The organism is Flavobacterium humidisoli (assembly GCF_023272795.1).
GTDB classification, from domain to species: Bacteria; Bacteroidota; Bacteroidia; order Flavobacteriales; family Flavobacteriaceae; genus Flavobacterium; species Flavobacterium humidisoli.
Genome location: NZ_CP096829.1, coordinates 1,625,417 through 1,652,020, shown reverse-complemented (window position 1 = coordinate 1,652,020; position 26,604 = coordinate 1,625,417). Strand labels below are relative to the sequence as shown.

Here is a 26,604-nt window from a genome sequence, read left to right as displayed (position 1 = left end):
GAAAGATTATTTCAAATGAAAAATCAAAGTGTAAAAAATAATATTGATTGGATAAGTGTCTTTATCTACATTGCGCTGGTAACTTTAGGTTGGCTTAATATTTATTCGTCTTCCTTATTATCAACAGATGGTACTTATCAAAAACAGCTGATTTTTATTTGCTGTACAATTCCTTTGATATTTGTCGTGCTTTTTGTCGATGGTAAATTCTATGAAAAATATGCTAGTATTATATTTGGAGTTTCTTTATTATCTCTTGCTGGACTGTTTCTCTTCGGAAAAACAATTGCTGGACAGCGATGCTGGTACGCCATCGGAAGTTTTACTTTGCAGCCTTCTGAGTTTGCAAAAGCCGCAACATCATTGGCTTTGGCTAAATATTTAAGCGACACACAGATCAACTTAAAAGAAACTAATAGACAAATTCAGGCTTTAGCCATTATGCTATTACCTGTAATACTTATTCTTCCACAGCCCGATCCTGGAAGTGCTTTAATTTATAGCGCTTTTATTCTTGTTCTGTATCGAGAAGGTTTACCTTCTTGGTATGTCTGGACAGCATTTATAACTATTATTCTCTTTGTACTTACTTTGGTTTTAGAACCATACGCTGTTATCGCAATGGCTTTTGTGGTTTTGGCAATCATACATTTTAAAGGCAGAGCGGTAGATCGAAATATTATTTTAAGCGGTATCTTATTAGTTTTAATCTCAGGATTTGTTTTCTCTGTAGATTATGTATTTGATAATGTTTTTAAACAGCACCACAGAGACCGTTTCAATATTTTACTAGGTAAAACTGTAGATATGAAAGGTATTGGATACAATACCAATCAGTCTGAGATTGCAATTGGATCTGGCGGATGGATCGGAAAAGGTTTCCTAGAAGGAACACAAACCAAAGGAGGATTTGTTCCTGAACAGCACACCGATTATATTTTTACAACTGTTGGTGAAGAATGGGGATTTGCAGGTTCTTTTGTCGTTATTTTACTTTTCGTTAGTTTATTCCTTAGAGTAATTTATTTAGCAGAAAGACAAAAGACAAAGTTTAGCCGGGTTTACGGCTATTGTGTCGCCGCAATTCTATTTATACACTTTTTTGTAAATATCGCGATGGTAATTGGAATTTTCCCTACAATTGGTGTTCCTCTGCCGTTCTTTTCATACGGAGGCTCTGGACTTTGGGGATTTACAATTTTGCTGTTTATTTTCCTTAAAATGGACGCAAATAAAGTAAACGAATGGTAACGTTTAAAATATTCCATTTTTAAATTGCTTCACCTGTTGGCTATTGTTCGGGTCCAAATTCCAGTTAGAAATTACTTTTATACCACTAAAATAACTTAACCTAAAAGCTGTAATTATGTTTTAAAAACTAATTACAGCTTTTTTGATTTTACATTTAACTCTATCTTAGTTTCGATTGTATATCATAACTAAAATATATATCATCTCACGGAATATCATATGATGGAAACGTCGATAATAACTTTAAAACAAAGCATAAAAAATCCGAAGTTTAAGCTTCGGATTTTTTATGCTTTAAGATTATATTTGTTCTTTTGGTGTCTTTTTAAGTAGTTTTACTAGAACCGGGAACGTTGAGATTATAACGATAATAATGATAATGTATTCAATGTGTTTCTTTAAATCTATGCCTTGCTTTAAGAAAATGCCGTATAAATAATGTCCTGCAAAAATTAAAATAAACGACCAAAGGAAAGAACTCAGGATATTGTAAAACATAAACTTTTTTCTATCCATCGATACAATACCCGCAACAATTGGAGCAAAGGTTCTGAAAATTGGAAGGAAACGCGCGTAAATAATTGCTTTTCCACCATATTTTTCAAAGAAATCTTTTGACTGCAACAGATATTTCTTCTTGAACCAGAAGGTATCTTCTTTTTTAAATAAATAATAACCGCTTTTTGCGCCAAACCAATAACCTGTCATATTACCTAAGACTCCCATTATAGCAACTGCTGTAGCAAGCAGAAAGACATTTACAAAATCATTTGGAATATGGGCAACATTCTCAATTAGATCACGGCTATAAATGCCTGCCAAAAAAAGTAAACTATCTCCAGGCAGAAAAAAACCTGCAAAAAGTCCTGTTTCGGCAAAAACGATAAACAGAACAATAAACAACCCAATCTGAAAACCTCCAACGCTTAAAGTAATATAAAATTCAGGGTTTAGTAACTGGGTCCATTCAAAATTATTCATAAAAGGAAAATTGGTTATCTTATAAGTTCGTGAAAGTAACAATAATTTACCTTAACCACAATAAAATACGGTATTTTAAACATAAATTAACTATTAAAAAAAGCCCAAACTATTCGTCTGGGCTTCCTTATACATTATTCTCTTACATACTTGCAACAGCTGTGTAAGTTATCATAATCTTCAGTTGTTGCCTTAACTTCCTTAGTATCATGACCTGCCTTTGCAATCGCTTTGTTTAAATCTGAAGGAGAACATTTTTCTTCGTTTAAAATAACCGAAAGCTGATGAGAACTTACATCCCAACTTGCCGTTTTTACACCTGGAACTCCATAAGCCGCTTTTTCAATTCGTTTCTTGCATTGCTCACAGTTACCATTTACTTCTGTCGCATATTTTAAGTTCTTATTTTTCTTCGTTTGAGCCTGTGCCGAAAAACCTAAAAAAACCATCATGGCGATTAAAACTATCTTATTCATTGTATTTATTTTTTATTGTTATTGAAATTGATTTTTGAAATTGTTATTTAATTTTAAATCTTAATCCCGCATAATACATCTGTCCAAAAATTGGAGCGTATGCTATCGATGCATCAAAATTAGGTCCAAAAGGATCGTTTGCTCCTAAAATTGCCTTTTGCTGTTTATAATTTCCAATATTCTCCCCTCCTACATATACCTCAAAGACCGATGAAAAAACTCGAGTTACCTGCGCATTCATCACCCCATAAGCTGGTGAAAACTCAGGAAACTGATCTTCGACGGGATTTGATGCCGTATAAGGCAGTTGTTGTTTTCCTGACCAATTATATGTAAAGTCAAATCTCCATTGTTTATCATCATTCATCGTTGTTTCGTATTCTAAGTTTCCTAAGAAACGATGTTTAGCTTGAAGCGGACGCTGGAATGTCCCTCTTAAATAATCGGTTTGAATATCGTAATATTTGTAAGCTGTTCTCAAATTTAAGTTATGAATCAATTCATAATTAAATTCTACTTGAAGACTGTTTGCAAAAGAACTTCCTTTCAAATCATAAAACAAAACTTGCTGTGGGCTTTGCATCACATCTACAACAGCTTGATTTTGGAAATCTGTTCGGTAAAAATCAAAACCTGCATCAGCATCTTTATTGAAAAGACGGAATTTCTGCGAGAAACTCACACCGTAATTCCAAGCAATCTCTGGATTTAAACCATAAACTTTTCCGCTAGAATCTAAAATCGAAAATGTTCTTGAACTGGCAAAAAGCTGTTGATTCTCAGCAAAAATATTGGCAGAACGCTTCCCTCTTCCCGCAGAAAAACGAATTACTCCATTTTTCCAAGGATTATATCTCATGTGCAATCTCGGTGTAACAAAAAAACCTAATCGGTTATGATTATCTACTCTACCTCCTAAAATCAAACTAAAATTGTCTGTATTATCGTAAGTATACTCAAAGAAAGCACCAACCGAATTATCAATTCTACCTACATCTGTTAAATTGACAAACTCCTGATATTGATCGTAAGTAAAATTCAGACCAGTAGTAAATTTGTGCATGGTATTATTGATGATCGAATTGAAAATCAAATTAGAATAAAAACTATTTTGTTTGATATCGTATTGATTTAAACCATAATAAGAATCTTGTTTATGACTATTAAAAGCGTTTTGAAAACCGATACTTTGATAAGGCATGTCTTTAAACACATAGCCGATTTTTGTTGAAACATCAAAACGTTCTGTATTAATTTCAGACCCCCAATGGTTAGTTGTGCCGCGATCGCGATCTTTATCAAAATCAACTTCTCCCGTTTGTTTTTTATCATTCATATATCTGAAATTGATAAAACTCACCAAACCGCTTTCTGGATCATAATATTGGTAACGGTTTAAAACATTGATTTGTTTTCCTAACGGATTATCTAAAAAGCCATCATTATTCATGTCGTTTTTCGCTACACGCGCATTTCCATGAACAAACAAACTTGTTGCCCATTTATCAGATAATTTTTTATTGAAATGAGTATTCAATTCAAAACGAGAATCGGTTGAACCATAAGCATTCAAGAAAAACGGAATATCGTTTAAAGGTTTTAAAAGCTCCGTATTAATTTGACCTGAAATACTTTCGTATCCATTAATAACACTTCCTGCACCTTTGGTAATCTGAACACTTTCGATCCAAGTTCCAGGAGTAAATGACAATCCGTAAGCTTGAGAGGCTCCTCGAACAGAAGGAATATTCTCTTCTGTAATCATTAAGTAAGGACTTGTCAATCCTAGCATTTTAATTTGCTTAGTTCCTGTTAAAGCATCAGAAAAATTAACATCGATTGACGGATTAGTTTCAAAACTTTCTGCCAAGTTACAGCAAGCTGCTTTAAGCAGTTCTTTACTAGTAATTACAGAAGTATTGGCTGTTAACGTATAGGATTTTTTAATTCCTTTTTGCTTTTTAGTGATTTTTACCTCTTCTAGATCTTCTTGCGAAAACACAGATACAGAAAGCAAAAACGCTACAAAAAGCATTATATTTTTTTGCATAAAAAATGATTTTAATGTTAAATAGAATTACATTCTTGCATTCTGCATAAAGCAAAAGCAATTAAAATGTAAATACGAAGCCTTAATCAAGACTTGTAGCCGCATCTTAACATTAAAATCAGGAATAGAAAATATACTGATGGTATAATTTAAATAAGGGGGGCGCATTCGCGTCAGCATAATACGAAAGAACTTCTTTCTTTTTAAAATTTGGAATTTCTAAAAAGACTAGAGGCTTGTAAGCTTGTATAACTGCTGGGAAAGCAAATTGAAAAAAGAAGAATTTGATTGTTGCATTATCTGATTTCTTTTCGAAATGAACAACTTTGTCTTTACAACAAGAGTTCTTTTTCTCTTTAGAACCACAGCATTTCTTTTCAACAACAGGTTCTGCGGTAGTCTTTAATGAAACCGAAGCAATTTCTCCACCACAATAGTGCACATCAAAAGCAAACCCAATATTGGAAACCAATAAAAGGAACGCCAAAAATAGACCTGTACACTTTTTCAAATTCATACTGCAAAGCTATTCAAAAACTGTAGATAAAAAACTAAAACAAATGTTATTTTTTAGATTTCTGGAGCTGATAGTAAAATCCAGGAATGAACAATAATACCAAAATTGGTTGAACTATAAATCTTCTCACATAAAAAAGAAGCCAACTGCCATCTGGAAAAAAATGAAGTATTATATAAAATGCACTCAATAGCACAACTAGAAAGCAGGCATAAACGAATGAGCTAAACTTAAAAATATCACGATCTTGAAATAAGACATAAATGAGCAAAAGTGATAAAACCGAATTTAGAAAATAACGAAGAAAGAGCGACCACAAAAGTTTTAAAGTTTCTACTTCTGGATAAGGACTTGACTGGAAATCGGCTTCAAAGTATCTCAGAAAAGGATCATAAAACAAATTTCTTTCAAATGTCCTAATCAAAGCAAAACCTATTACCACAACAATTGCTATAAAGATTTTAAATTTATTCTCTTTTAAATTATTTAGCATATTTTGAAAATCTATTAATCCATAAAACCCATAAAATAAAAACATATCCGTAAATCACTAAAGGAAAGAAAGTTCCATGTAAAAATCGGGTATAATGGGGAAAGCTATATACAAGAATAATCAAAATTGCAATTCTTATAACATTTAATATATATATAGATATAAGTCCAAAAAGTATAAACAATACTGTTTTCTTTAAACCTCTCGAAAAAGCAGTTACAAACGAAACAAAAAGTATCATTACGCTAACAGCATTACATCCCTCTGTTATACGCGCTATGAATTTGCCATTTAAAATAATTTCCTGCCAGGGATTTTGTGAGCTTTTCTGAATTATGATATCATAATTAAAAAGCTTTAGCAATTGTTCTGCATTTTGTCCGGCTATCATTGTTGCAGCATCAAGTTCCTCGTTTTGATAGGAATTCAAATAAAACTTATACAGCACTGTAAGAACAATATAGGTCAGGAAAAAGACGCTTACAAAAATTAAGAATGGCTTAAACTGGACTAAATATTTTTTCAAGAGATTTTTTTTTTCAAATTTATGTATTTTTTGAGTTCAGCTTTAAATACTTTTGTATAAATTTTTACATTATGACATTTCAAGAATTACAACCAAAAATAAGTGCAATTATTACTGGCAATGAAACAGATAGAGACGGAAAATTATTAGCAGTATGCCAACTTTTAAACGAAAACGTGGAGTATTATAACTGGGTAGGATTTTATTTTGCCAATCACGAGGCTAAAACTTTACATTTAGGACCTTATGTTGGTGCAGAAACAGACCATACTGTTATTCCTTTTGGAAAAGGAATTTGTGGCCAAGTTGCTGAAAGTAATGCCAATTTTGTTGTGCCAGATGTTAAAGCACAAGACAATTACATCGCCTGCAGTTTAACCGTAAAATCAGAAATCGTAGTTCCGCTTTTTGTTAACGGAGTGAATATTGGTCAAATCGACATTGACAGCCATGTTATCGATCCTTTTACAGAAGCTGACGAAAGATTTTTAGAATTTGTAAATCAAGAAGTTGCTAAATTATTCTAGAAGAACTATTTTTAAGATAAAAAATAGCACAGAATGAAAAGAAACTTCCTTCTCTTTTTGCTTATAATAATTTCAGCTCATCTGTCTGCACAAATTAATATGGTTTCTAAAAAAATCTTTTTAGACTCCTTAAATCGTGAATGCACACTGGAAAACTATGCCTACACAAGAGTAATTACCAATTATTCGCAAAAAAGTGTTCGGTATGTTGTAACTGATTTTTATAAGAATGGAAGAAAGAAAATGACTGGCTCTACTCTGGATCGCGATGTCTTAAAAAAAGACGGCGAATTTATTTACTATTATAAAAACGGAGCAAAAGAAACAGTTGTCAATTATTCTGAGGATCACAAAAACGGAAAAGAAATCAATTGGTACGAAAATCAAAGTAAAAAATCGGAGAAACAGAATATCTGGGATCCGAAAACAAAAAAAACACAAACTTTAGTTCTTAACTGCTGGGATGAAAACAAAAGCCAGACCGTAGTTGACGGAAATGGAGATTATGAGGAAACAGACTTATCTGTAACTCAAAAAGGAACCCTTAAAGATGGATTGAAACAAGGTGTTTGGGAAGGAAATGATGCAGCTCGAAAAATCACATTTGTAGACAATTACGATCGTGGAGTTTTAATTTCAGGCGTGAGCACTGATACAAACAATGTCAAATTTTCTTATTCTTCTTTAAGCGAAAAGCAATCTGGCAAAAAAGCTCCGAAATTAAAGTAAAAAAACGATTGCAAATCACTAAAAACAAATTTCTTAGCCCTTATTTTTAGATTCTTTTATTTTTTTTTGATTTTTCTGTTTTTTTAATCTAATTTTGCACGCGTCTTACAAAAGTTGTATGACATACATAAAAATCATTAAAACAATATTGGAATGTATTTAACTAAAGAAAAGAAAGAAGAAATCTTCGCACAACACGGTGATGCAAAAAACACTGGTAAAGCTGAAGGTCAAATCGCGTTGTTCACTTACAGAATCTCTCACTTAACTGAACACTTGAAAAAAAATCGTCACGATTACAACACTGAGCGTTCTCTTGTACTATTAGTAGGTAAAAGAAGAGCTTTGTTGGACTACTTGAAAAAGAAAGATATCAACAGATATCGTGAGATTATCAAAGTATTGAATATCAGAAAATAATCAATATAGAAAAGAGGTGCGAAAGTGCCTCTTTTTGTTTTTACATTATAGCTATTTATAATAAGCATATTACAAGAAAAAAAGTTTGGTTTTTCATTGGGTTTTAGATAACAACAACTACACACAACAACAACTACAACACAACTAAAACCCATTGTATAATCAAAAGGAAAAAATTTATGATTCCACAATTATTTGTAGAAAAAATCGATTTAGGTGATGGCAGAAGCATCACAATCGAGACAGGGCGTTTAGCTAAACAAGCAGACGGTTCTGTAGTAGTAAGAATGGGCGACACGATGATTCTTGCAACAGCAGTTTCAGCTCGCACATCAAACCCAGGCGTTGACTTTTTACCATTAACGGTAGATTATCGCGAAAAATTTGCAGCAGCTGGTCGTTTCCCTGGAGGTTTCTTCAAGAGAGAAGCACGTCCAAGCGACAGCGAAGTATTAACAATGAGATTAGTTGACCGTGTTTTACGTCCGCTTTTCCCAGACGACTACCACGCTGAAACACAAGTTATGATTCAATTAATGTCTCATGACGAAGAAGTTATGCCAGACGCTTTAGCTGGTTTAGCTGCATCTGCAGCATTAGCTGTATCAGACATTCCTTTTTATAACTTAATTTCTGAAGTACGTGTTGCACGTATTGACGAAAAATTAGTTATTAACCCAAGCAGAGCTGAATTAGAAAAATCTGATATCGATATGATGATTGGAGCTTCTATGGATTCTGTTGCGATGGTTGAAGGTGAGATGAAAGAAATTTCAGAAGCTGAAATGATCGAAGCAATTAAATTTGCTCACGAAGCGATCAAAGTTCAAATCGAAGCACAATATCGTTTACAAGCTGCTTTTGGTAAAAAAGAAATTCGTACTTACGAAGGTGAGAAAGAAAACGAAGAAATTTACAAAAAAGTAAAAGAAGCTGCATACGATAAAATCTATAATATTGCAAAAGTTGGTTCTGCTAAACACGAAAGAGGTGCTGCATTTGCTGAAGTAAAAGAAGAAGTTAAAGCTTTATTTACTGAAGAAGAATTAGCTGCTGACGGTGATTTAGTTTCTAAATATTTCTACAAAACAAACAAAGAAGCCGTTCGTAATGTAGTATTAGAATTAGGCGTACGTTTAGATGGTAGAAAAACGACAGAAATCAGACCAATCTGGTGTGAAACTGATTATTTACCAAGAGTTCACGGTTCGTCTTTATTTACACGTGGAGAAACTCAAGCTTTGGCAACTGTAACTTTAGGAACTTCTAGAGAAGCAAACCAAATCGATTCTCCATCAGAGCAAGGTGAAGAGAAATTCTACTTACACTATAACTTCCCTCCTTTCTCAACTGGTGAAGCAAAACCACTAAGAGGAACTTCAAGAAGAGAAGTTGGTCACGGTAACTTGGCTCAAAGAGCTTTAAAAAACATGATTCCTGCTGATTGTCCTTATACAATTCGTGTTGTTTCTGAGGTTTTAGAATCTAATGGTTCTTCTTCTATGGCAACAGTTTGTGCTGGAACAATGGCTTTAATGGACGCTGGAGTTCAAATGGTAAAACCAGTTTCTGGAATTGCTATGGGATTAATTACTGATGGTGAGAAATTTGCAGTATTGTCTGATATCTTAGGAGACGAAGATCACTTAGGAGATATGGACTTTAAAGTAACTGGAACTGCTGACGGTATTACAGCTTGCCAAATGGACATTAAAATTGATGGTTTACGTTATGACATTATGGAGCAAGCTTTAGCTCAGGCTCGTGATGGACGTTTACACATTTTAGGAAAATTAACTGAAACTATCGCTGCACCAAGAGCTGACGTAAAAGCTCATGCACCAAAAATCATTACCAGAACTATTCCTGGAAACTTTATTGGAGCATTAATTGGACCTGGTGGAAAAGTAATTCAAGAATTACAGAAAGCTACTGGAACAACTATTGTGATCAACGAAGTTGATGAGCAAGGTGTTATCGAAATTTTAGGTACAGATCCTGCTGGAATTGAAACGGTATTGGCAAAAATTGCTTCTATCACTTTCAAACCGCAAATGGGAGAAGCTTACGAAGTAAAAGTAATTAAAATGCTTGATTTTGGAGCTGTTGTAGAATATACTGCTGCACCAGGAAACGAAGTTTTACTTCACGTTTCTGAATTGGCTTGGGAGCGTACAGAAAATGTTGCTGACGTAGTTAAAATGGGAGATGTTTTCCAAGTGAAATACTTAGGAGTTGACCCTAAAACTAAAAAAGAAAAAGTGTCTAAAAAAGCACTTGTTCCAAGACCTCCACGTGAGGATAAAAAAGAGTAATCAGATCTTAGTTTACTAAAGGTTTATTCATAGAAAACCCCAATTCTTAATCGAATTGGGGTTTTTCAGTTTTTGTACATTTCAGATCGTTTTTGCTATACTTCTACAAATCAGGCTTATTCTTCACAAAATGAGAAAACACGCCAATTCAACATAATTTTTCGAATATTTCTAATAAAAATTCTAAAATTTAATAGTCACACAATGCCTTTCACTAGCCTGTAGCACCATTTTATAACAATTTAACAAATTAGCGTTTTATTTGTAACCTTTTTTTTATACTTTTGAAATCTTCCAAAAACAACTAATAAACCATTAAATCCTTTGAAAAATTACCAAAAAAAAATCGTTTTTCTCATTTTATTTGAATTATTGTTGAACATTCATCCTATTCAGAGTCAAACTAGCAATGATGTTAAAACTTACAATTGGTTTGACACTACAGTTGGCAGAGACAATCTGGATATTAATAATGGGACACCACACACAAATCCTTACAGAACCTTAAGAAATGACATTCATTTGTATTTAGTAGATAAATACGAAATAGGAAAAGCTGTCTATGAAAACCAAGCTTATTATGATGTTAAACTTAAATATGACATATATCGCGACATATTGGTTTTAAATCCGGCTGGAGGTTCAGAAAATATCGGTATAAGTTTAATTCAGAATAAAGTTAGTTCGTTTTCGATCCAAGATAAAAACTTTATCAAAAGAGAAAGAACAAGCGAAGACATTCCTGAATTTACTACAGGATACTACGAAGAAAGCAAAGTTGCACCTGAATTAGTTTTGTATATCAAACATCACAAAGACATGCAAAAAACAATTTCCGACAACAGCATCTATTATGTATTCAAAGAAAACAATTCCTATTTTATCGATTTAAAAGGCAAAATTTATTTAATAAAAAGCAAAGGCGACCTTGTTAAATTATTCCCAGAACAGAAAAAACAAATCAATGGGTTTTATTTATTGAACAGAGAACTAAGAAAATCCGATTTAGATCAATTCATGAAAAATTTGATGAAATACACTTTTAACTCTCTTTCAATATCAAGCAAATAAAACAAATGAAAAAAATTTTACTCTCCTTACTTATCGTCTTCTCCTTTCAATTGTCTTTTGCACAAAATTCTAATGAGAAGTTATCGATTACTTTAAAAGATGAAACTTTAGAAAACACTATAAAACGTATTGAATCATCTACATCCTATAAATTTTATTTTGATTCAGCTTGGTTAAATTCTAACAAAACACTTATTTCTGGCACTTTTAACAATGTTAGTATTGATGAATTTATGTCTGCTGTTTTAAATAAAACAGACTTAAATTATGTTGTCATCAAGAACAAAGTAATCTTGACGCTTAATAGCACAATATACAGCACTTTACCATCTAATTATTTTCCTGATGAACCACTTCAGACAAACAGCCAAGGAAATGATCAAAATGATAATCCTGTTTTTTATCAGCAATATGACTCAACCAGCAGCTATAGTGTAAGCAAAAAAAGTTCTATTGTCTTTATAGGTAAAGAAAATAAGGATACGACAAAGAAAACTTTTACAGTTACTGGAACTGTTAAAAATGAAGAAAACGGAAAACCAGAAGCAAATATTTATATTAAGGTAAAAAACAAAAATATAAGCACATCAAGTGATCTTGATGGAAATTATACTTTACAGTTACCACGCGGAATAAATATAGTAGAAATAAAATCGCTTAGCCATAAAGAGGTTACAAAAACACTAGTGGTTTATGATGATGGCCAATTTGATATAGAACTTAACGAAAAATCTAATCAATTGGACGAGGTAGTCATTAAAAAGAAAGGACAAAGAGCAACAGAAACAGTTGTATCCGGTTTGGTTTCTATTGACATTGAAAACATAAAAAATGTTCCTCTTATTCTTGGAGAAAGAGATATTTTTAAAGTTGCCACTACTTTCCCAGGTATAAAAACTACTGGTGAAGGATCTGCAGGATTTAACGTGCGTGGAGGAAAAGAAGATCAGAACCTAATTCTTTTAGATAATGCAGTTGTATATAATCCTCAACATTTTTTAGGCTTTTTCTCTGCAGTTAACCCTTACACAACGAAAAAAGCAGACATCTACAAAGGAAGTATTCCTGCAGATTTTGGAGGAAGACTATCATCTGTATTTGATATTGCAACAAAAAATGGAAACAAAGAAAAAATTTCTGGAGAAGGTGCTATAGGTCCAATCACTTCGAACCTTACATTAAGCGTACCTCTTGAAAAAAATAAATCAAGCATAATTGTTGGTGGTCGTGCAACATATTCTGATTGGATTTTAAAACAATTGGATGACGAAAGACTTAAAAATAGCGAAGCTGGATTTTATGACGGAATCTTAAAATATCAAAATAACATCAACAGTAAGAATGCAATTGAAGCAATGGCATATTACAGCAATGACCGTTTTAGATTGAGTTCAGATTCATTATACAAATACAGCAACAGATTATTCTCTGCAAAATGGGATCATACTTTTAATGACAAAAACAAAGGAGCTCTTATTTTATCTAATAGCGAATACAAATTCAACATAGATTATCATTCTGATAATATTAATTCTTTTGATTTTGGATATAAAATAAGCGAAACTCAATTGCAATTAAAAATGAACTATAAGTTGAATGAAAAACATAATTTCTCTTATGGTGTAGCAAGCAAATTGTATAATATTTCACCTGGTTACCAGCATCCGACAAATCCAAATGCAACTTTAGTTCCAACTGACATTGCTAAGGAAAAAGGATTAGAATCGGCAATTTATTTATCTGACAACTATAAAGTAAGCGACAAATTATTAATTGATCTTGGTTTAAGGTATTCATTATATGCATCATTAGGAGCTGCTGATGTTAATATTTACGAAAGCGGCAAACCTCTAAGTGATGCTACCATTATCGATACCAAACACTACAACAATAATGAAGTTGTAACAACTTATGGAGGTTTTGAGCCAAGAATAGCAGCACGTTATTACTTTACAGAAGATTTCTCTATCAAAGCGGGTTACGATGTAACCAGACAATATATTCATCTTTTATCTAGCAACACCACACAATCTCCTACTGATACTTGGAAATTATCTGATGCTAACGTAAAACCGCAAAGCGCACAACAAGCCTCTTTAGGATTGTTTAAAAACTTCGGAGATGACGAATACGAAGTTAGCTTAGAGGGTTACTACAAGAAATCTAAAAATATTTTAGACTATAAAGTAGGTGCGCAATTATTGCTAAATGAAAATGTAGAAACAGAACTTTTACAAGGTGAAGGAAAAGCTTACGGTGTAGAATTTTTAATTAAAAAACAAGTTGGTAAATTAAACGGATGGTTAGGATACTCTTATTCAAGATCATTGATTAAATTAGATGGGGAGTTTAATGAAGAAATTGTGAACAATGGTAAATTCTTCGCTTCTAATTTTGATAAGCCACATGATTTAAGCGCTGTTTTAAATTACAAATTCACAAAACGCTATAGTCTGTCAACAAACTTTATATACCAAACAGGAAGACCAATTACCTACCCCATCGGAACTTATAATCTTGGAGGCGCACAATACACTTTATATAGCGATAGAAATGAATTTAGAATACCAGATTATATTCGTTTAGACATCGGTATTAATATTGAAGGGAATCATAAAATCAAAAAATTAGCGCATAGTTTCTGGAATATTTCTGTTTACAATGTATTAGGAAGAAACAATCCGTACTCGATATTTTTTGTAACAGATCCAAACGGAAAATTAAAGGGATACAAAACGTCAATCTTTTCTATTCCCGTTCCAAGTATAACTTATAATTTTAAATTTTAATCTTCCGTAAAGCAGAATTTAAAAATCATGAAAACATTATTAAAAAATAAAATAACAGTATTACTTCTAATGAGTTCTATATTCATTAGCTGTACTGAAACCTATAACCTTAAAACTGATTCTTACGAAGAGGCACTTGTTGTAGAAGCAACTATAACAAATGAATTAAAAAAGCAGGAAATTAAACTAACAAAAACTGCTCGTTTAGAAGAAGAAGGTGTACAAGTAGAAACTGGCGCTAATGTTGTAGTTACCGACAATAAAGGAAACAGCTATCATTTTACTGAAAATTCAGAAAAATATATTTCTGATTCAGAGTTTAAAGCAGAACCTAACACAGAATACTCTTTAGAAATCACTACAAAAGGCGGTAAAAAATACCAATCTACAAGTGAAGTTTTGACAACTGAAAATCAGATTGAAAACCTAGTCCCTAAAGTGGTTTCAACCCAAGAAGGAGAAGGCGTACAAATAAGTGTTGAAAGCTATGACCCAACAAATACTTCAAAATATTACAGATACGAATATGAGGAAACGTACAAAATAATTGCACCAAAATGGGGTGATAAAAAATTAATTGCTACTGGTCCACAAGAGATTGAGCTGATCCCAAGTCCATTAGACATTCAAGTTTGCTATGGCTCAAAAAAATCTGTTGATATCATTCAAACATCAACAACAAATCTACAAGAAGACCGTGTTAATTTTCCTGTGAGATTTATAAGTGACCAAGATTATATTATCAGTCACAGATATAGTATTCTAGTTCGTCAATATGTACAGAATATTGAGGCTTATACTTTTTACAAAACACTAAAAGAAATATCAAGCAGTTCTAGTGTATTATCGCCTAAACAGCCTGGTTTTGTAAATGGTAATATTAAATGTGTTACAGATACTGAAAGCAAAGTAATAGGCTTTTTCGACGTGTCTTCTGTATCATCAAAAAGAATGTTTTTTAATTATGCTGACTTATATCCAGGAAGACCTCTTCCTCCATATTATGTTCCATGTATTGACTCTGAGTACAGATTCTGTTTCGGATTTGGTGACCCGCCTTGCCTTGGACGACAATTAATAACAGAACTTAACAGCTATAGACTTTGGTACAGCTATAATACCAACGATTATTATACTATGGTACCTATAGAATGCGGAGACTGCACAACATTTTCATCTAACGTAAAACCTTCATTTTGGACAGAATAAAGCACATATTATTATTGTTTGTTTTAATTAGCACACAATTAGGAAACGCACAGCAAAATATTGTTGTAGACGAAACGATTTACCTTCATGCAAATGCTTCTACATTTGTATCGGGTGAGACATTATTGTATAAAATTTATTGCTTAAAATCTTCTGACAAAACTATAAGCCACATTAGTAAAATTGCTTATGTAGAATTGATAGACAGCGATAAAAAAAGCGTTTTTAAAGCCAAAATCAAGCTTGAAAACGCGTTAGGACAAGGAGATTATTTTATTCCGACTACTCTTAAAACAGGTACTTATAAACTGATTGCTTATACTAATTGGATGTTAAACAAACCTGCTTCAGATTTTTTTCAAACGGATATTAATATTGTCAATCCTTATAAAACAAATGAAAAAACGCCAAACAGCAATGTTTTAACAAGCAATTCAAATACTTCGGAGAGCTTAGCAAACACAACAGATTTAAACCTTAGATTAAACAAAAAAGTTTTCTCAATTCGCGAACATGTTGATTTAAAATTAGAATCTTCAAATGCTAATATCAAAGAAGGAAGTTATTCTTTATCTGTTAGAAAATTAGACAACATTCCTACTCAAAATTCAATTTCAGCAACTAATTTTGCAACTGTAGCATCAAATACTGTGGTGCTAGATCAAAACTCAAAAGCAGTGCTTCCAGAATTAAGAGGAGAAATGATATCTGGTAAAGTGGTTTCCAAAAGCGGAACAGATAAGATTCAAGATGTTACGGTTTCTTTTTCTTTACCAGGAAAATCTTTTGTTTTTCAAGTTGTAAAAACAAATCCAGAAGGACGATTTATTTTTAGCATCGATAAAGACAATTACAATCCAAACATTGTTGTTCAAGTAATTGATGAGCACGCTGATAATTATTCTATTGTATTGGATGAACTTCCAAACATAAACACAACGTCATTATCATTTTCGCCTAACAACAATTTATCATACACTTTTAAAGAAAGCCTTTTAGATAGAGCGGTTTCAAGTCAGATCGAAAACGCTTATATCCATAGAAAAAAGGATAATTTAGAAAAACAACTTACCCAAGATCCATTCTATTCAACTAAAGCAAAAGAATATGTTTTGGATGATTACACAAGATTTAAATCATTGCGAGAAACACTAACAGAGGTTGTAACAGAAGTATATTCTAGAGAAAATAACGGAGTTTTACATCTGCATGTAACAGATCCTAGTGTTTTCCCTCAATTGCCAGATCCTGCATTAGTATTAGTTGACGGATTGCAATTGCAAAACCAAATGGATCTATTAAAATACAACATGAAAAACATCTACAGAGTTGATGTTATTGTCGGAAGATATTATGTTGGACCAAAATCATTTAACGGATTAGTAAGTTTTATAACTTTTGACAAGGATTTCGCAAGCAAACAAAGTGGCTCTTCAATTCTGAAAGCTTCAATCTTGAGACCACAGCTTAAAAAAATCTACAACAATATAGATTATACAAACTTGGCTGACAATGCGAGAATTCCAGATTTCAGAAATCAATTGTTTTGGAATCCTGATGTAAAATTAAACAAAGACTCTCAAACATCATTCTACACTTCTGATGTTGCTGGAAACTATGAAATAAGATTAGAAGGATTTGCTAAAAACGGAACTCCTGTTTCTATTAAAGAATTAATTGAAGTAAAAGATACAGCTGCAAATTAAAAAAATTACAACTACTAAAAGCCCATGTTTCAAAAAGTTAGAAACATGGGCTTTTTATTTTTCTTATTATGAACTTCCTCTAGAATTTAATTATGCCATAAAGAAAGACGAAAGCAAAATTGGAATAGAAGCTTTTACTGGCTTTAGTTTTTTAATATTAGATAAAAACAAGCTGTATTTGAAATCAGAAAAGGTGTCTCAGCGAAATATTGGAGAAACAAAAAATATTTCTGGCGTTAATTTCTCATATAATTTAGGTCTCGGATTAAGTTACAAATTGACTGAGCATATTGCACTGGATATAAACCCTTTATTCAAATATTACTTAAGCACTTTCAATAAAAATGAAGATGCTAAACCGTATAGTATTTCGCTTCAATCTGGTGTTAGTTATAAATTTTAAAAATATTTTTAAAATAATTGTAACTTTTTTGATACTCCTTACGTATAATCATTTGTACACTTTAAAAATAGGGAGACAACAACATGAGACAACTTAAAATCACCAAGCAGGTAACTAATCGTGAAACTGCATCGTTAGATAAATATCTACAAGAAATTGGAAAAGTTGACCTAATTACCGCTGATGAAGAGGTAGAATTAGCACAAAGAATAAAGGCTGGTGATCAAAGAGCTTTAGAAAAATTAACAAAAGCCAACCTACGTTTCGTAGTATCTGTGGCTAAACAATATCAAAATCAAGGATTAACTCTTCCGGATTTAATTAATGAAGGAAACTTAGGTTTAATTAAAGCGGCTCAACGTTTTGATGAAACTCGTGGTTTTAAATTCATTTCTTACGCTGTATGGTGGATCCGTCAATCGATTCTTCAAGCTCTAGCTGAACAGTCTCGTATTGTACGTTTACCATTAAATAAAATTGGTTCTATCAATAAAATCAACAAAATGTATGCGTTATTAGAACAATCTAACGAGCGCCCGCCTTCTGCTGAAGAAATTGCAAAAGAATTAGACATGACTGTAAACGACGTAAAAGAGTCTATGAAAAACTCTGGACGTCACCTATCTATGGATGCTCCTCTTGTTGAAGGAGAAGATTCTAACCTTTATGACGTATTACGTTCTGGCGAATCTCCAAATCCAGATAGAGAATTAATTCACGAATCTCTTCGTACTGAAATCGAACGTTCTTTAGAAACATTAACTCCAAGAGAGGCAGATGTTGTACGTTTGTATTTTGGACTTGGCGACCAACACCCAATGACTCTTGAAGAAATTGGTGAGACTTTCGACCTAACTCGTGAGCGTGTTCGTCAGATTAAAGAAAAAGCAATCCGTCGATTGAAACACACTTCTAGAAGTAAAATCCTTAAAACTTATTTAGGATAAACAATATTAAATTTCAATATTTTTAAAATCCCAAATTACAATTGACTTGGAATTTGGTTATTTTAAATTGGAATTTTACCACAAACAACAGTTTGATTGACTGTTCGTTTTTTGATTGATGATTGAAACTCCGGCTGATTACCGGAGTTTTTTATTTTCTTTTTTTACCGCAAAGACACAAAGGATTACACAAAGTTCAGAAAGTTTTTGTTTTGAAAACTTTCAAAGAACAAAAGCTATCCGAACCCAATTACCTTAAATAATTTCAAAAAAACTTTCTGAACTTTGTGTGAATATTAGCGCACTTTGCGGTAAAATCACCACACACAGCATAAAAAAAATTATCTTTGCAATAAAACAACACACGCAAATACAATGAAAAACACACTTATTGCTCCTTCAGTTCTTGCTGCCGATTTTGGTAATTTACAGCGCGATGCAGAAATGCTTAATAACAGTCAGGCAGATTGGTTTCATATCGATATTATGGATGGAGTTTTTGTTCCAAATATTTCTTTCGGAATGCCTGTTTTAGAAGCAATTTCAAAACACGCCAAAAAATATATCGATGTTCATTTAATGATTATTGACCCAGATCGATACATTAAAACTTTTGCCGATTTAGGAGCGAACGGATTAACAGTACATTATGAGGCTTGTACACATTTACACAGAACGCTTCAGGCCATCAAAGCAGAAGGGATGAAAGCTGGTGTTGCCATGAATCCGCATACCAATGTTGATTTACTAGAAGACATTATTAATGATATTGATGTTGTTTGTATTATGAGCGTAAATCCTGGATTTGGAGGACAATCATTCATCGAAAACACTTATGATAAAGTAAAGAAACTAAAAGCCTTAATTACACGCAAAAACGCTTCAACACTAATCGAAATTGACGGCGGTGTAACAAGCAAAAATGCTAAACAATTAGTAGAAGCTGGTGCAGATGTTTTAGTCGCTGGAAGCTTTGTTTTTAAAGCCGAAAATCCAACAGAAACCATTGCAGAGTTAAAAGCTCTTACTACTTTTTAAACTTTCAAAAACAAAAAAGAAAAGTCCAAAAATAATTTTTGGACTTTTCTTTTTTATTACAAACCTACTTAGGATTAATCCAATAAGGGTTTGCTTTAAGTTTTTCTACAACATATTGGATAACTTTCTGAGCTTTCAAGCTATTTCCCGTTTTATCTAATGGAGGCGAAATTACAGCAATTCCAAATTTACCAGGACACACTGCCAATATTCCTCCTCCAACACCACTCTTTGCCGGAAGTCCCGAATTAAAAAGCCAAATTCCAGAATTATCATAGAGACCTGCAGTTGCCATTACAGGCAAAGTATACATTACCGTAGTCTGACTAACCACCTTATTCTTTGTAACAGGATTAACACCTCCATTTGCCAATGTAGCCGCCATTGTAGCAAGATCTTTTACATTTACATTCAATGCACATTGTTTTGTATAAATATCTGTTGTTTGTACTGGATCAAAATATATTCTGTTATAAGCCAATAACAAATGTGCAATAGCTTGATTTCTCAAATTATCACCAGCCTCACTTATATAAACAGGACGATTTATGGAGAGCTGTCTTCCGGCAAAGGCACTCTGAATTTTCTCGATTTCTTTCCACTTTGCTATAGAATCATTACCTCGAACAAGACTTGTGGTTGCGATAGCCCCTGGATTTACTAGAGGATTGATTTTATCACCTTTATGCATTTCTACTGCAACAATAGAATTAAATGGCAATCCAGTCGCATTTACTCCTATTTTATCTTCCAAAAATTGTGGCCCTTCTTGCTCAATTACTTTTGCCATAGTAAATACTTTCGATATACTTTGAATTGAAACCATTGACGTTATATCACCTTTTGTATATACGGCTCCCTCTGCAGTAACAAGTGCAATACCAAAAATATTGGGATCAACATTGGCTAGTTCTTTAATATAGTCGGCATTATTTCCTTCTTTTAAATCTTTAAACTTATCAAAGGCTTCATTAAGTGTATTTTCTATATTTTGTTTATTCAGTATTATTTGGCTATAGCCTTGGTTTATGATAAAAGCAATCATTAAACCAACAAAAATCATTTGCTTCTTCATTTTAAAAAATGCATTCTTATTTCTATTCTGTATTAATTTATGACCAAATAGTATTGAATTAAAAATCTTTACTACTTTTTAAGTTTTTAAGATTTGGGAAGAAATCAATTCCAGTCATTTTTTCTAGAGTTTCAATCGGAACAACAAAATCATAAATAGATTTATCACTTTTTTCGTTTGGAACCAAGAAAGCAATTGCTTTGTGTTCTTTACCTGTTTTAGCCAAAACGATTTTATAAAAGTATTTAGGAACAGCAACTTTTTCTGTTCCAATTTTTTTATCCGATTCTTTCGCAATTCCGCCAGTTACGACATAAATATCATTATATTTTCCTGCCCAATAACGCGTCTTTTGCTCTATCCTATTCCAAATTCCAGCATTAAATTCCTTTTTCTGAGGTGAAATATTCGACGTGTAAAAAGTATCGCTATACGCATCTCTGCTAAACTCCATATCTCCAGCAGGACAAAGATGCCCTTTATCATACCCTGAATTTTTATAATTTCTCCAATCTGCAGAACCAGTAGTTACATTTGGATCTTCAATAAAATAAGGTCTTTTAAAATCATTATTTTTTAAGTACTCCTTTTTCAGTTCGTACGCCACCCATTCTGCCTGCTCAAACTTTTCATTATACGATAAAGTATAGTATTGATGTTTTACAATCTGCTTAGTCGTCGAAGTTGGCAGATATGCAACCGTATAGACAGAATCTGTACTAGAAGAATTTCCTTTAAAAGAAGAAACCGCTTCATCATTATTTACTTTTTCAATAATTCCTGTATTCTCTTTTTTACAAGAGAACAATGCAAAACCCATTAAAATCAAACTCAGGCCAACTTTCATAATTCTATTTTTAGAGGTTAAACATACAAAAAAACGCTCCATAAATTTAAAATTTATAGAGCGTTTTTAAACAAATTAAATTCTTCTCGAACTTAAGACTTCACTAGTTTGTCCTTTTTCATTTTAGGATTAACTGTAGCTTTTACCAGACTTTTTGATTGTAAATCATCCAATACGTTTAACGCTTCTTCCACATAAACATCTTTAGATAAAGCTTGGTGCCATGCATCTCTTTTTTCCTTTAAAGAAGCGTCCGCTTTCATTTCATCCTCTTCATACGGTAAAGATTTAAAAATCAAATCGTTTTTGTAATCAGAAATTGGTTTATATTTTTTTCCTTCGTTTTCAACTTGTTCTTGAGTTTCTTTAAAACTCTTAATATTCAAGCTATATACATTTTCTTTGTTTTTAACATCGATCCATTTCGCATTGTCATCAATTAACTTAAATTGAGCATTTTGAGCAATTCTGTTTTTACTGTTCATAATTGCTTTGTTAAAATTCTCATTAGAAGTCCATGTGCTGTAATCGGCTGGATCAATTTTATCCCAAGGCATTGCATTATCAATGTCTCTCTCTCCCATTTTTAAGTAAGCATAACGATCTGGCATTACCACATCACTATGAACGCCCTCTAATTGGGTAGAACCACCGTTAATTCTATAAAACTTCTGTCCTGTAATTTTCAATGCTCCAAGATCTCCGTAGTTTGCATTACGCACAAACTGATTTAAATCTAATACGTTTTGTACAGTTCCTTTACCGTAAGTTTGTTTACTTCCGATAATAACACCACGTTTATAATCCTGAATTGCAGCCGCCAAGATCTCAGAAGCCGAAGCAGAAAAACTGTTTACCATGATAACTAATGGGCCATCCCACTCGATTTTTTTATCTTTATCATATAAAACTTCTTTCTTTTTACCTGCAGATTTTACCTGAACGATTGGTCCTTCTTCAATAAATAAACCGGCAATATCAACCACTGTAGAAAGAGATCCACCACCATCATCACGAACGTCTAAAACAATACCGTTGATGTTTTCTTTTTTCAATCTCTCTACTTCGCGAGCAATATCTTTTCCTGCATCTCGCCCGTCTTTGTTTTCAAAATCGATATAAAATTTAGGAAGATAGATCACTCCATATTTTAAACCATTTTTCTCCACAATACTAGACTTAGCATATGTTTCTTCAATTTCAACAACATCGCGAATAATAGAAATCACTTTAATAGAACCATCAACTTTCTTAACAGTCAATTTTACTTCAGTTCCTTTATGACCTTTAATTTTCTTTACAACATCATCCAAACGCATTCCAACAACATCTACAGGCTCTTCATTTCCTTGAGCAACTTTCAAGATTAAATCCCCTGCTTCTAATTGTTTTCCTTTCCAAGCTGGACCTCCAGAAATTAACTCATCAATTTGAGTAAAATCATTTTTCTTAGTCAAACGAGCTCCAATACCTTCCAATTTACCGCTGATGTTTACATCAAAACGATCTTTTTCTTCTGGTGCAAAATAGCTTGTATGCGGATCAAAACGAGCCATGATAGAATTCAAATAAACAGAAAACCAGTAGTCTCTATTCAAATCTTTAATCACGCTAAAATTATCATCAAGAGATTTTAATGAGCTTTCACGAGTTTCTTTCTCTAAAGTTTCAAAAGATTTCTCTTTGTAAGCTGGATCTTTTTTCTTCTTTTCATCTTCAATTTTTTGTTTTGTAACCAAAGAAGAAAGAGTCGATAATTTGATTTGTTTTCTCCATCTTTCGTTAATCTCTGTTAAGTTTTTTGCATACGGTATTTTATCATAATCCGCATCAAAAGTCTCATCTACATTATAATTAAATGGCTGAGCTAAAATGGTTTTATAACGTTTTTTACTTTCCTCCATACGCTTCATTAACCTTGTATAAGTAAGGTTGAAAAACGTAATATCTTTATTCAAAAACTGATCATCCAGCATTAATTCATACTGTTTGAATTCGTCAATATCAGACTGAAGGAAAAATCTTTTTGAAGGGTCTAACGCATCAATGTAATCCTTAAAAATACCTTTAGAAAATTCATCATTTATTTCTGCTGGGCTGTAATGTCCTTTTTCAATAACAAATGCTAATAATTCTAAAAGTGTCTTGTCTTTGTTTGGATCTGGGTCGATTGTCCTATCGGCATTCATCTTAAATGCAAATAATGTAAGCGATAAGCACAATACGGCTATGAGTATCTTATAATTTCTTTTCATAAACTTTATAATAGCATTCATCAATTTTTTTATCTAAGTTACGTTAAAAACTATGCCACGAGAGCTAACGCTTCGATAATTTTTTGTTAAAGATATAAAAATGTTTAATTCGCAAAAAAGTTCTTTACCTTAGTTGACAAATTTTGCAGTATTTGTGACTTATCCCAAAGAATATGCGCCTAAATTTGTTTTTAAAATCTTACAATTGTTAAAATTACACATAATATTTATTAAATGAAAGCTGAGAAACCACTTATATTAGTAACCAACGATGATGGTATTTTGGCTCCTGGAATTAGAGCCCTTATTAGCGTTATGGAAACCATAGGCGATGTTATTGTAGTTGCGCCAGATAAACCGCAAAGCGCAATGGGACACGCAATCACCGTTAATAATACTTTATTTATTGATAAAATCTCTAAAGATAGTGACACAATTGCAGAGTACAGCTGCTCTGGAACTCCTGTTGACTGTGTAAAACTGGCAGTTAATGAAATCTTAAAACGCAAACCCGATTTGTGCGTTTCGGGAATAAATCACGGATCGAATTCTTCTATTAATGTCATATATTCTGGAACCATGAGCGCCGCGGTTGAAGCTGGAATCGAAGGTATTCAAGCAATAGGTTTTTCGCTTTTAGATTTTGATTGGAATGCCGATTTTGAACCTATAAAGTCTTTTGTAAAAAAAATTACTTTAGAAACCCTAGCGAATAAACTTCCGCCAGGAGTAGTTTTAAATGTCAATTTTCCAAAATTAAAGGAATCTGAAATTAAAGGAATTAAAGTTTGCCGTCAAGCGAAAGCCTATTACGCACAGAAGTTTGACAAAAGACAAACTCCTTTTGGAAAAGATTATTACTGGCTTGCAGGAAAATTTGTTAACGAAGATAAAGGCGAAGATACAGACGAATGGGCTTTGGCAAATGGATACATTTCGGTAGTTCCTGTACAATTTGACTTGACCGCTCACCACTCTATTCAACAACTTAATACTTGGAAATTAAATGACTAAAGAAATACTGATCGGTTTTTTAATCGGAATCTTTACAGCTCTTTTAGGAAGCTATTTGTTCATCACTTTTTTTACCACATTTGACATTTCGCAAGGATTTCAAATGATTCGAGAATACGGATATCTCGGAAAAATAATTACTATAGGAACCCTTTTGGATCTTGCCGTATTTGCTATTCTCCTCAAAAGAGATAAAGAATATATGGCTCGAGGCGTAATTTTAGCCGTGATTGTTCTGGCAATTTCTACATTAGTTATTTAAATCTTATCTTTGCTAAGTTCCCTTTAGTAGTTACAACTTTAGCACATTTACAAAAAAACCAACATGAAGTATTACATAATTGCAGGAGAAGCCTCTGGAGATTTACATGGTTCAAATTTAATGAAAGCCTTATATATTGAAGATCCAGAAGCAGAAATTAGATTTTGGGGTGGAGACTTAATGCAAAAAGCAGGCGGAACTCTAGTAAAACACTATCGCGACCTAGCTTTTATGGGCTTTATCGAAGTGGTTTTCAATTTAAAAACCATTTTAAACAATATTAAAATCTGTAAAAAAGACATCTCGGAGTTCAAACCAGATGTGATTATTTTTATTGATTATCCTGGTTTTAATATGCGAATTGCAAAATGGGCAAAAGAATTAGGCTATAAAACGCATTACTATATTTCTCCTCAAATTTGGGCTTGGAAAGAAAACCGAATTAAAGCAATCAAACAAGACGTTGATAAGATGTATGTTATTTTGCCTTTCGAGAAAAGCTTTTACGAAGACAAACATCATTTTCCTGTAGATTTTGTCGGACATCCGCTTATTGATGCCATTCAGAATCAGCCCCCATTTGATGAAGCTTTATTTAGAAAAGAAAATAATTTAGGCGAAAAGCCAATTATTGCCGTTCTGCCTGGAAGCCGTAAACAGGAAATTACCAAAATGCTGAGCGTAATGCTGAGCGTTGTGGATGATTTTCAAGATTATGAATTTGTTATTGCAGGTGCTCCGAGCCAGGAATACGAATTTTATCAGCAGTTTCTAAAAAATAAAAACATCGCCTTTGTTTCGAACAAAACGTACGATTTACTTCGTTCTTCTACCGCTGCTCTGGTAACTTCTGGAACGGCAACTCTTGAAACAGCTCTTTTTAAAGTTCCCGAAGTAGTTTGCTATAAAGGAAGTGAAGTATCGTACCAAATTGCAAAACGTATTATTACATTAAAATATATTTCTCTCGTCAATTTAATTATGGATCAAGAAGTTGTAACCGAATTGATTCAAGGAGATTGCAATAAAAAACGAATCAAAGAAGAACTTCAAAAATTATTAGAACCTGGCCATCGCAATAAAGTGCTACAAAATTACGATATATTAGAACAAAAATTAGGTGGAGTTGGCGCAAGTAAAAACACAGCAAAACTCATTGTTGCCGATTTAAAACAAAATAATTAATTGATTTGAAACGAATTGTAATTTTTCTGCTTTTAGCAATTGCTGTTACTTCTTGTAAATCAACTTCGACGGCGGTATCAAAAAACAGCACAAAAAGCGAATCAAAAAAAGAAAACAGAGCTTTGGTTAATAATTTAATTGAAAAAGCCACTGACAATATTGGCGTTCGCTATAAAGCAGGCGGAACTACAAAAAGCGGTTTTGATTGTTCTGGACTGGTTTACACCACTTTCGAAAGTGAAAACATCCAACTTCCGAGAAGTTCTTTCGACCAAGCAAAAATTGGAAAAGTTGTTCCGTTAAATGATGCCAAAAAGGGAGATTTAATCTTCTTTAAAACCAACAAAAGCAGACAAATCAATCACGTCGGACTAATTACCGAGGTTAATTCTGATGAAATAAAATTTGTTCATTCTTCTACTTCAAAAGGTGTAATTATTTCCTCTACCAAAGAAACTTATTACAAAAACTCTTTTGAACAGGTAAATAGGATTCTTCCATAAAAAGATATTTTTTTA

25 protein-coding genes are annotated in these 26,604 nt (G+C 32.7%); 16 read left to right on the top strand and 9 right to left on the bottom strand.

Features of this window, described 5'->3' with window-relative positions; translation table 11 throughout:
- Positions 1-15: 15 nt before the first annotated feature.
- Positions 16-1,251: a rod shape-determining protein RodA gene (gene rodA, locus M0M44_RS07495; RefSeq protein ID WP_248729208.1), complete on the top strand. Its 1,236-nt coding sequence runs from the start codon at positions 16-18 to the stop codon at positions 1,249-1,251.
- 300 nt (positions 1,252-1,551) lie between these two features.
- Here rodA and M0M44_RS07490 read toward each other — a convergent pair whose 3' ends face one another.
- The 6 genes from M0M44_RS07490 to xrtF all read right to left on the bottom strand — a co-directional run bounded on the left by M0M44_RS07490 (position 1,552) and on the right by xrtF (position 6,294).
- The gene (locus M0M44_RS07490) at positions 1,552-2,232 is read right to left on the bottom strand and encodes a DedA family protein (RefSeq protein ID WP_248729207.1); all 681 of its coding nucleotides are present in this window, start codon (positions 2,230-2,232) and stop codon (positions 1,552-1,554) included.
- 134 nt (positions 2,233-2,366) lie between these two features.
- Entirely contained in the window at positions 2,367-2,708 is a 342-nt protein-coding gene (locus tag M0M44_RS07485) for a heavy-metal-associated domain-containing protein (protein WP_248729206.1), read from the bottom strand.
- Positions 2,709-2,751: 43 nt separating this feature from the next.
- A complete protein-coding gene (locus M0M44_RS07480; RefSeq protein WP_248729205.1) occupies positions 2,752-4,758 on the bottom strand; it encodes a TonB-dependent receptor plug domain-containing protein in 2,007 nt (668 codons plus the stop codon).
- Positions 4,759-4,876: 118 nt separating this feature from the next.
- Positions 4,877-5,275, bottom strand: a complete 399-nt coding sequence (locus tag M0M44_RS07475; RefSeq protein ID WP_248729204.1) for an HYC_CC_PP family protein — start codon at positions 5,273-5,275, stop codon at positions 4,877-4,879.
- A gap of 46 nt (positions 5,276-5,321) precedes the next feature.
- Positions 5,322-5,768 carry an exosortase F system-associated membrane protein gene (locus M0M44_RS07470; protein ID WP_248729203.1) on the bottom strand — a complete coding sequence of 149 codons (447 nt, stop codon included), beginning with the start codon at positions 5,766-5,768 and terminating at the stop codon, positions 5,322-5,324.
- Positions 5,758-6,294, bottom strand: a complete 537-nt coding sequence (gene xrtF, locus M0M44_RS07465; protein WP_248729202.1) for an exosortase family protein XrtF — start codon at positions 6,292-6,294, stop codon at positions 5,758-5,760. Before xrtF ends, M0M44_RS07470 begins: the two co-directional genes overlap by 11 nt.
- Before the next feature lie 71 nt (positions 6,295-6,365).
- On the opposite strand from xrtF, the gene M0M44_RS07460 reads away from it, so the two are divergent.
- The 11 genes from M0M44_RS07460 (at position 6,366) to rpe (ending at position 19,448) form a co-directional block, all read left to right on the top strand.
- Complete coding sequence (locus M0M44_RS07460; RefSeq protein WP_248729201.1) at positions 6,366-6,821, top strand: GAF domain-containing protein; 456 nt, start codon at positions 6,366-6,368, stop codon at positions 6,819-6,821.
- A 33-nt stretch (positions 6,822-6,854) separates the two neighbouring features.
- Positions 6,855-7,550, top strand: a complete 696-nt coding sequence (locus M0M44_RS07455; protein ID WP_248729200.1) for a toxin-antitoxin system YwqK family antitoxin — start codon at positions 6,855-6,857, stop codon at positions 7,548-7,550.
- A 153-nt stretch (positions 7,551-7,703) separates the two neighbouring features.
- Entirely contained in the window at positions 7,704-7,970 is a 267-nt protein-coding gene (gene rpsO, locus M0M44_RS07450) for a 30S ribosomal protein S15 (RefSeq protein ID WP_012023524.1), read from the top strand.
- Positions 7,971-8,149: 179 nt separating this feature from the next.
- Complete coding sequence (locus tag M0M44_RS07445) at positions 8,150-10,285, top strand: polyribonucleotide nucleotidyltransferase (RefSeq protein ID WP_248729199.1); 2,136 nt, start codon at positions 8,150-8,152, stop codon at positions 10,283-10,285.
- Positions 10,286-10,609: 324 nt separating this feature from the next.
- The gene (locus M0M44_RS07440; RefSeq protein ID WP_248729198.1) at positions 10,610-11,356 is read left to right on the top strand and encodes a hypothetical protein; all 747 of its coding nucleotides are present in this window, start codon (positions 10,610-10,612) and stop codon (positions 11,354-11,356) included.
- A 5-nt stretch (positions 11,357-11,361) separates the two neighbouring features.
- The gene (locus tag M0M44_RS07435; RefSeq protein WP_248729197.1) at positions 11,362-14,145 is read left to right on the top strand and encodes a TonB-dependent receptor; all 2,784 of its coding nucleotides are present in this window, start codon (positions 11,362-11,364) and stop codon (positions 14,143-14,145) included.
- A gap of 27 nt (positions 14,146-14,172) precedes the next feature.
- The gene (locus tag M0M44_RS07430) at positions 14,173-15,354 is read left to right on the top strand and encodes a DUF4249 domain-containing protein (RefSeq protein WP_248729196.1); all 1,182 of its coding nucleotides are present in this window, start codon (positions 14,173-14,175) and stop codon (positions 15,352-15,354) included.
- A complete protein-coding gene (locus tag M0M44_RS07425; RefSeq protein WP_248729195.1) occupies positions 15,342-17,060 on the top strand; it encodes a hypothetical protein in 1,719 nt (572 codons plus the stop codon). Before M0M44_RS07430 ends, M0M44_RS07425 begins: the two co-directional genes overlap by 13 nt.
- A 178-nt stretch (positions 17,061-17,238) precedes the next feature.
- Positions 17,239-17,463: a hypothetical protein gene (locus tag M0M44_RS07420; RefSeq protein WP_248729194.1), complete on the top strand. Its 225-nt coding sequence runs from the start codon at positions 17,239-17,241 to the stop codon at positions 17,461-17,463.
- An 83-nt stretch (positions 17,464-17,546) separates the two neighbouring features.
- Positions 17,547-18,410 carry a sigma-70 family RNA polymerase sigma factor gene (locus tag M0M44_RS07415; RefSeq protein ID WP_007804760.1) on the top strand — a complete coding sequence of 288 codons (864 nt, stop codon included), beginning with the start codon at positions 17,547-17,549 and terminating at the stop codon, positions 18,408-18,410.
- A 375-nt stretch (positions 18,411-18,785) separates the two neighbouring features.
- Entirely contained in the window at positions 18,786-19,448 is a 663-nt protein-coding gene (rpe, locus tag M0M44_RS07410; protein ID WP_248729193.1) for a ribulose-phosphate 3-epimerase, read from the top strand.
- Positions 19,449-19,512: 64 nt separating this feature from the next.
- On the opposite strand, the gene glsA is transcribed toward rpe, so the two are convergent.
- From glsA to M0M44_RS07395, 3 genes are all read right to left on the bottom strand, one after another.
- Positions 19,513-20,523, bottom strand: a complete 1,011-nt coding sequence (gene glsA, locus M0M44_RS07405; RefSeq protein WP_248729192.1) for a glutaminase A — start codon at positions 20,521-20,523, stop codon at positions 19,513-19,515.
- Positions 20,524-20,581: 58 nt separating this feature from the next.
- Positions 20,582-21,370 carry a DNA/RNA non-specific endonuclease gene (locus M0M44_RS07400; protein ID WP_338030082.1) on the bottom strand — a complete coding sequence of 263 codons (789 nt, stop codon included), beginning with the start codon at positions 21,368-21,370 and terminating at the stop codon, positions 20,582-20,584.
- Between the two features lie 92 nt (positions 21,371-21,462).
- Positions 21,463-23,646: a carboxy terminal-processing peptidase gene (locus tag M0M44_RS07395; RefSeq protein ID WP_248729190.1), complete on the bottom strand. Its 2,184-nt coding sequence runs from the start codon at positions 23,644-23,646 to the stop codon at positions 21,463-21,465.
- 213 nt (positions 23,647-23,859) lie between these two features.
- Here M0M44_RS07395 and surE point away from each other — a divergent pair, with 213 nt between their 5' ends.
- The 4 genes from surE (at position 23,860) to M0M44_RS07375 (ending at position 26,589) form a co-directional block, all read left to right on the top strand.
- Positions 23,860-24,639 (top strand): 5'/3'-nucleotidase SurE, encoded by a 780-nt coding sequence (gene surE / locus M0M44_RS07390; protein ID WP_248729189.1) that lies wholly within the window; start codon positions 23,860-23,862, stop codon positions 24,637-24,639.
- On the top strand, positions 24,632-24,901 hold the full coding sequence (locus tag M0M44_RS07385) for a hypothetical protein (RefSeq protein WP_248729188.1): 270 nt from the start codon (positions 24,632-24,634) through the stop codon (positions 24,899-24,901). The genes surE and M0M44_RS07385 overlap by 8 nt, the downstream gene beginning before the upstream one ends.
- Before the next feature lie 63 nt (positions 24,902-24,964).
- Entirely contained in the window at positions 24,965-26,086 is a 1,122-nt protein-coding gene (lpxB, locus tag M0M44_RS07380; protein ID WP_248729187.1) for a lipid-A-disaccharide synthase, read from the top strand.
- 5 nt (positions 26,087-26,091) lie between these two features.
- Positions 26,092-26,589: a C40 family peptidase gene (locus M0M44_RS07375; RefSeq protein WP_248729186.1), complete on the top strand. Its 498-nt coding sequence runs from the start codon at positions 26,092-26,094 to the stop codon at positions 26,587-26,589.
- Positions 26,590-26,604 lie beyond the last annotated feature (15 nt).

Coding starts and splice junctions, on each gene's coding strand:
- rodA (WP_248729208.1), top strand. CDS start 16: ATGAAAAATCAAAGTGTAAAAAATAATATTGATTGGATAAGTGTCTTT.
- M0M44_RS07490 (WP_248729207.1), bottom strand. CDS start 2,232: ATGAATAATTTTGAATGGACCCAGTTACTAAACCCTGAATTTTATATT.
- M0M44_RS07485 (WP_248729206.1), bottom strand. CDS start 2,708: ATGAATAAGATAGTTTTAATCGCCATGATGGTTTTTTTAGGTTTTTCG.
- M0M44_RS07480 (WP_248729205.1), bottom strand. CDS start 4,758: ATGCAAAAAAATATAATGCTTTTTGTAGCGTTTTTGCTTTCTGTATCT.
- M0M44_RS07475 (WP_248729204.1), bottom strand. CDS start 5,275: ATGAATTTGAAAAAGTGTACAGGTCTATTTTTGGCGTTCCTTTTATTG.
- M0M44_RS07470 (WP_248729203.1), bottom strand. CDS start 5,768: ATGCTAAATAATTTAAAAGAGAATAAATTTAAAATCTTTATAGCAATT.
- M0M44_RS07460 (WP_248729201.1), top strand. CDS start 6,366: ATGACATTTCAAGAATTACAACCAAAAATAAGTGCAATTATTACTGGC.
- M0M44_RS07455 (WP_248729200.1), top strand. CDS start 6,855: ATGAAAAGAAACTTCCTTCTCTTTTTGCTTATAATAATTTCAGCTCAT.
- rpsO (WP_012023524.1), top strand. CDS start 7,704: ATGTATTTAACTAAAGAAAAGAAAGAAGAAATCTTCGCACAACACGGT.
- M0M44_RS07445 (WP_248729199.1), top strand. CDS start 8,150: ATGATTCCACAATTATTTGTAGAAAAAATCGATTTAGGTGATGGCAGA.
- M0M44_RS07435 (WP_248729197.1), top strand. CDS start 11,362: ATGAAAAAAATTTTACTCTCCTTACTTATCGTCTTCTCCTTTCAATTG.
- M0M44_RS07430 (WP_248729196.1), top strand. CDS start 14,173: ATGAAAACATTATTAAAAAATAAAATAACAGTATTACTTCTAATGAGT.
- M0M44_RS07415 (WP_007804760.1), top strand. CDS start 17,547: ATGAGACAACTTAAAATCACCAAGCAGGTAACTAATCGTGAAACTGCA.
- rpe (WP_248729193.1), top strand. CDS start 18,786: ATGAAAAACACACTTATTGCTCCTTCAGTTCTTGCTGCCGATTTTGGT.
- glsA (WP_248729192.1), bottom strand. CDS start 20,523: ATGAAGAAGCAAATGATTTTTGTTGGTTTAATGATTGCTTTTATCATA.
- M0M44_RS07400 (WP_338030082.1), bottom strand. CDS start 21,370: ATGAAAGTTGGCCTGAGTTTGATTTTAATGGGTTTTGCATTGTTCTCT.
- M0M44_RS07395 (WP_248729190.1), bottom strand. CDS start 23,646: ATGAATGCTATTATAAAGTTTATGAAAAGAAATTATAAGATACTCATA.
- surE (WP_248729189.1), top strand. CDS start 23,860: ATGAAAGCTGAGAAACCACTTATATTAGTAACCAACGATGATGGTATT.
- M0M44_RS07385 (WP_248729188.1), top strand. CDS start 24,632: ATGACTAAAGAAATACTGATCGGTTTTTTAATCGGAATCTTTACAGCT.
- lpxB (WP_248729187.1), top strand. CDS start 24,965: ATGAAGTATTACATAATTGCAGGAGAAGCCTCTGGAGATTTACATGGT.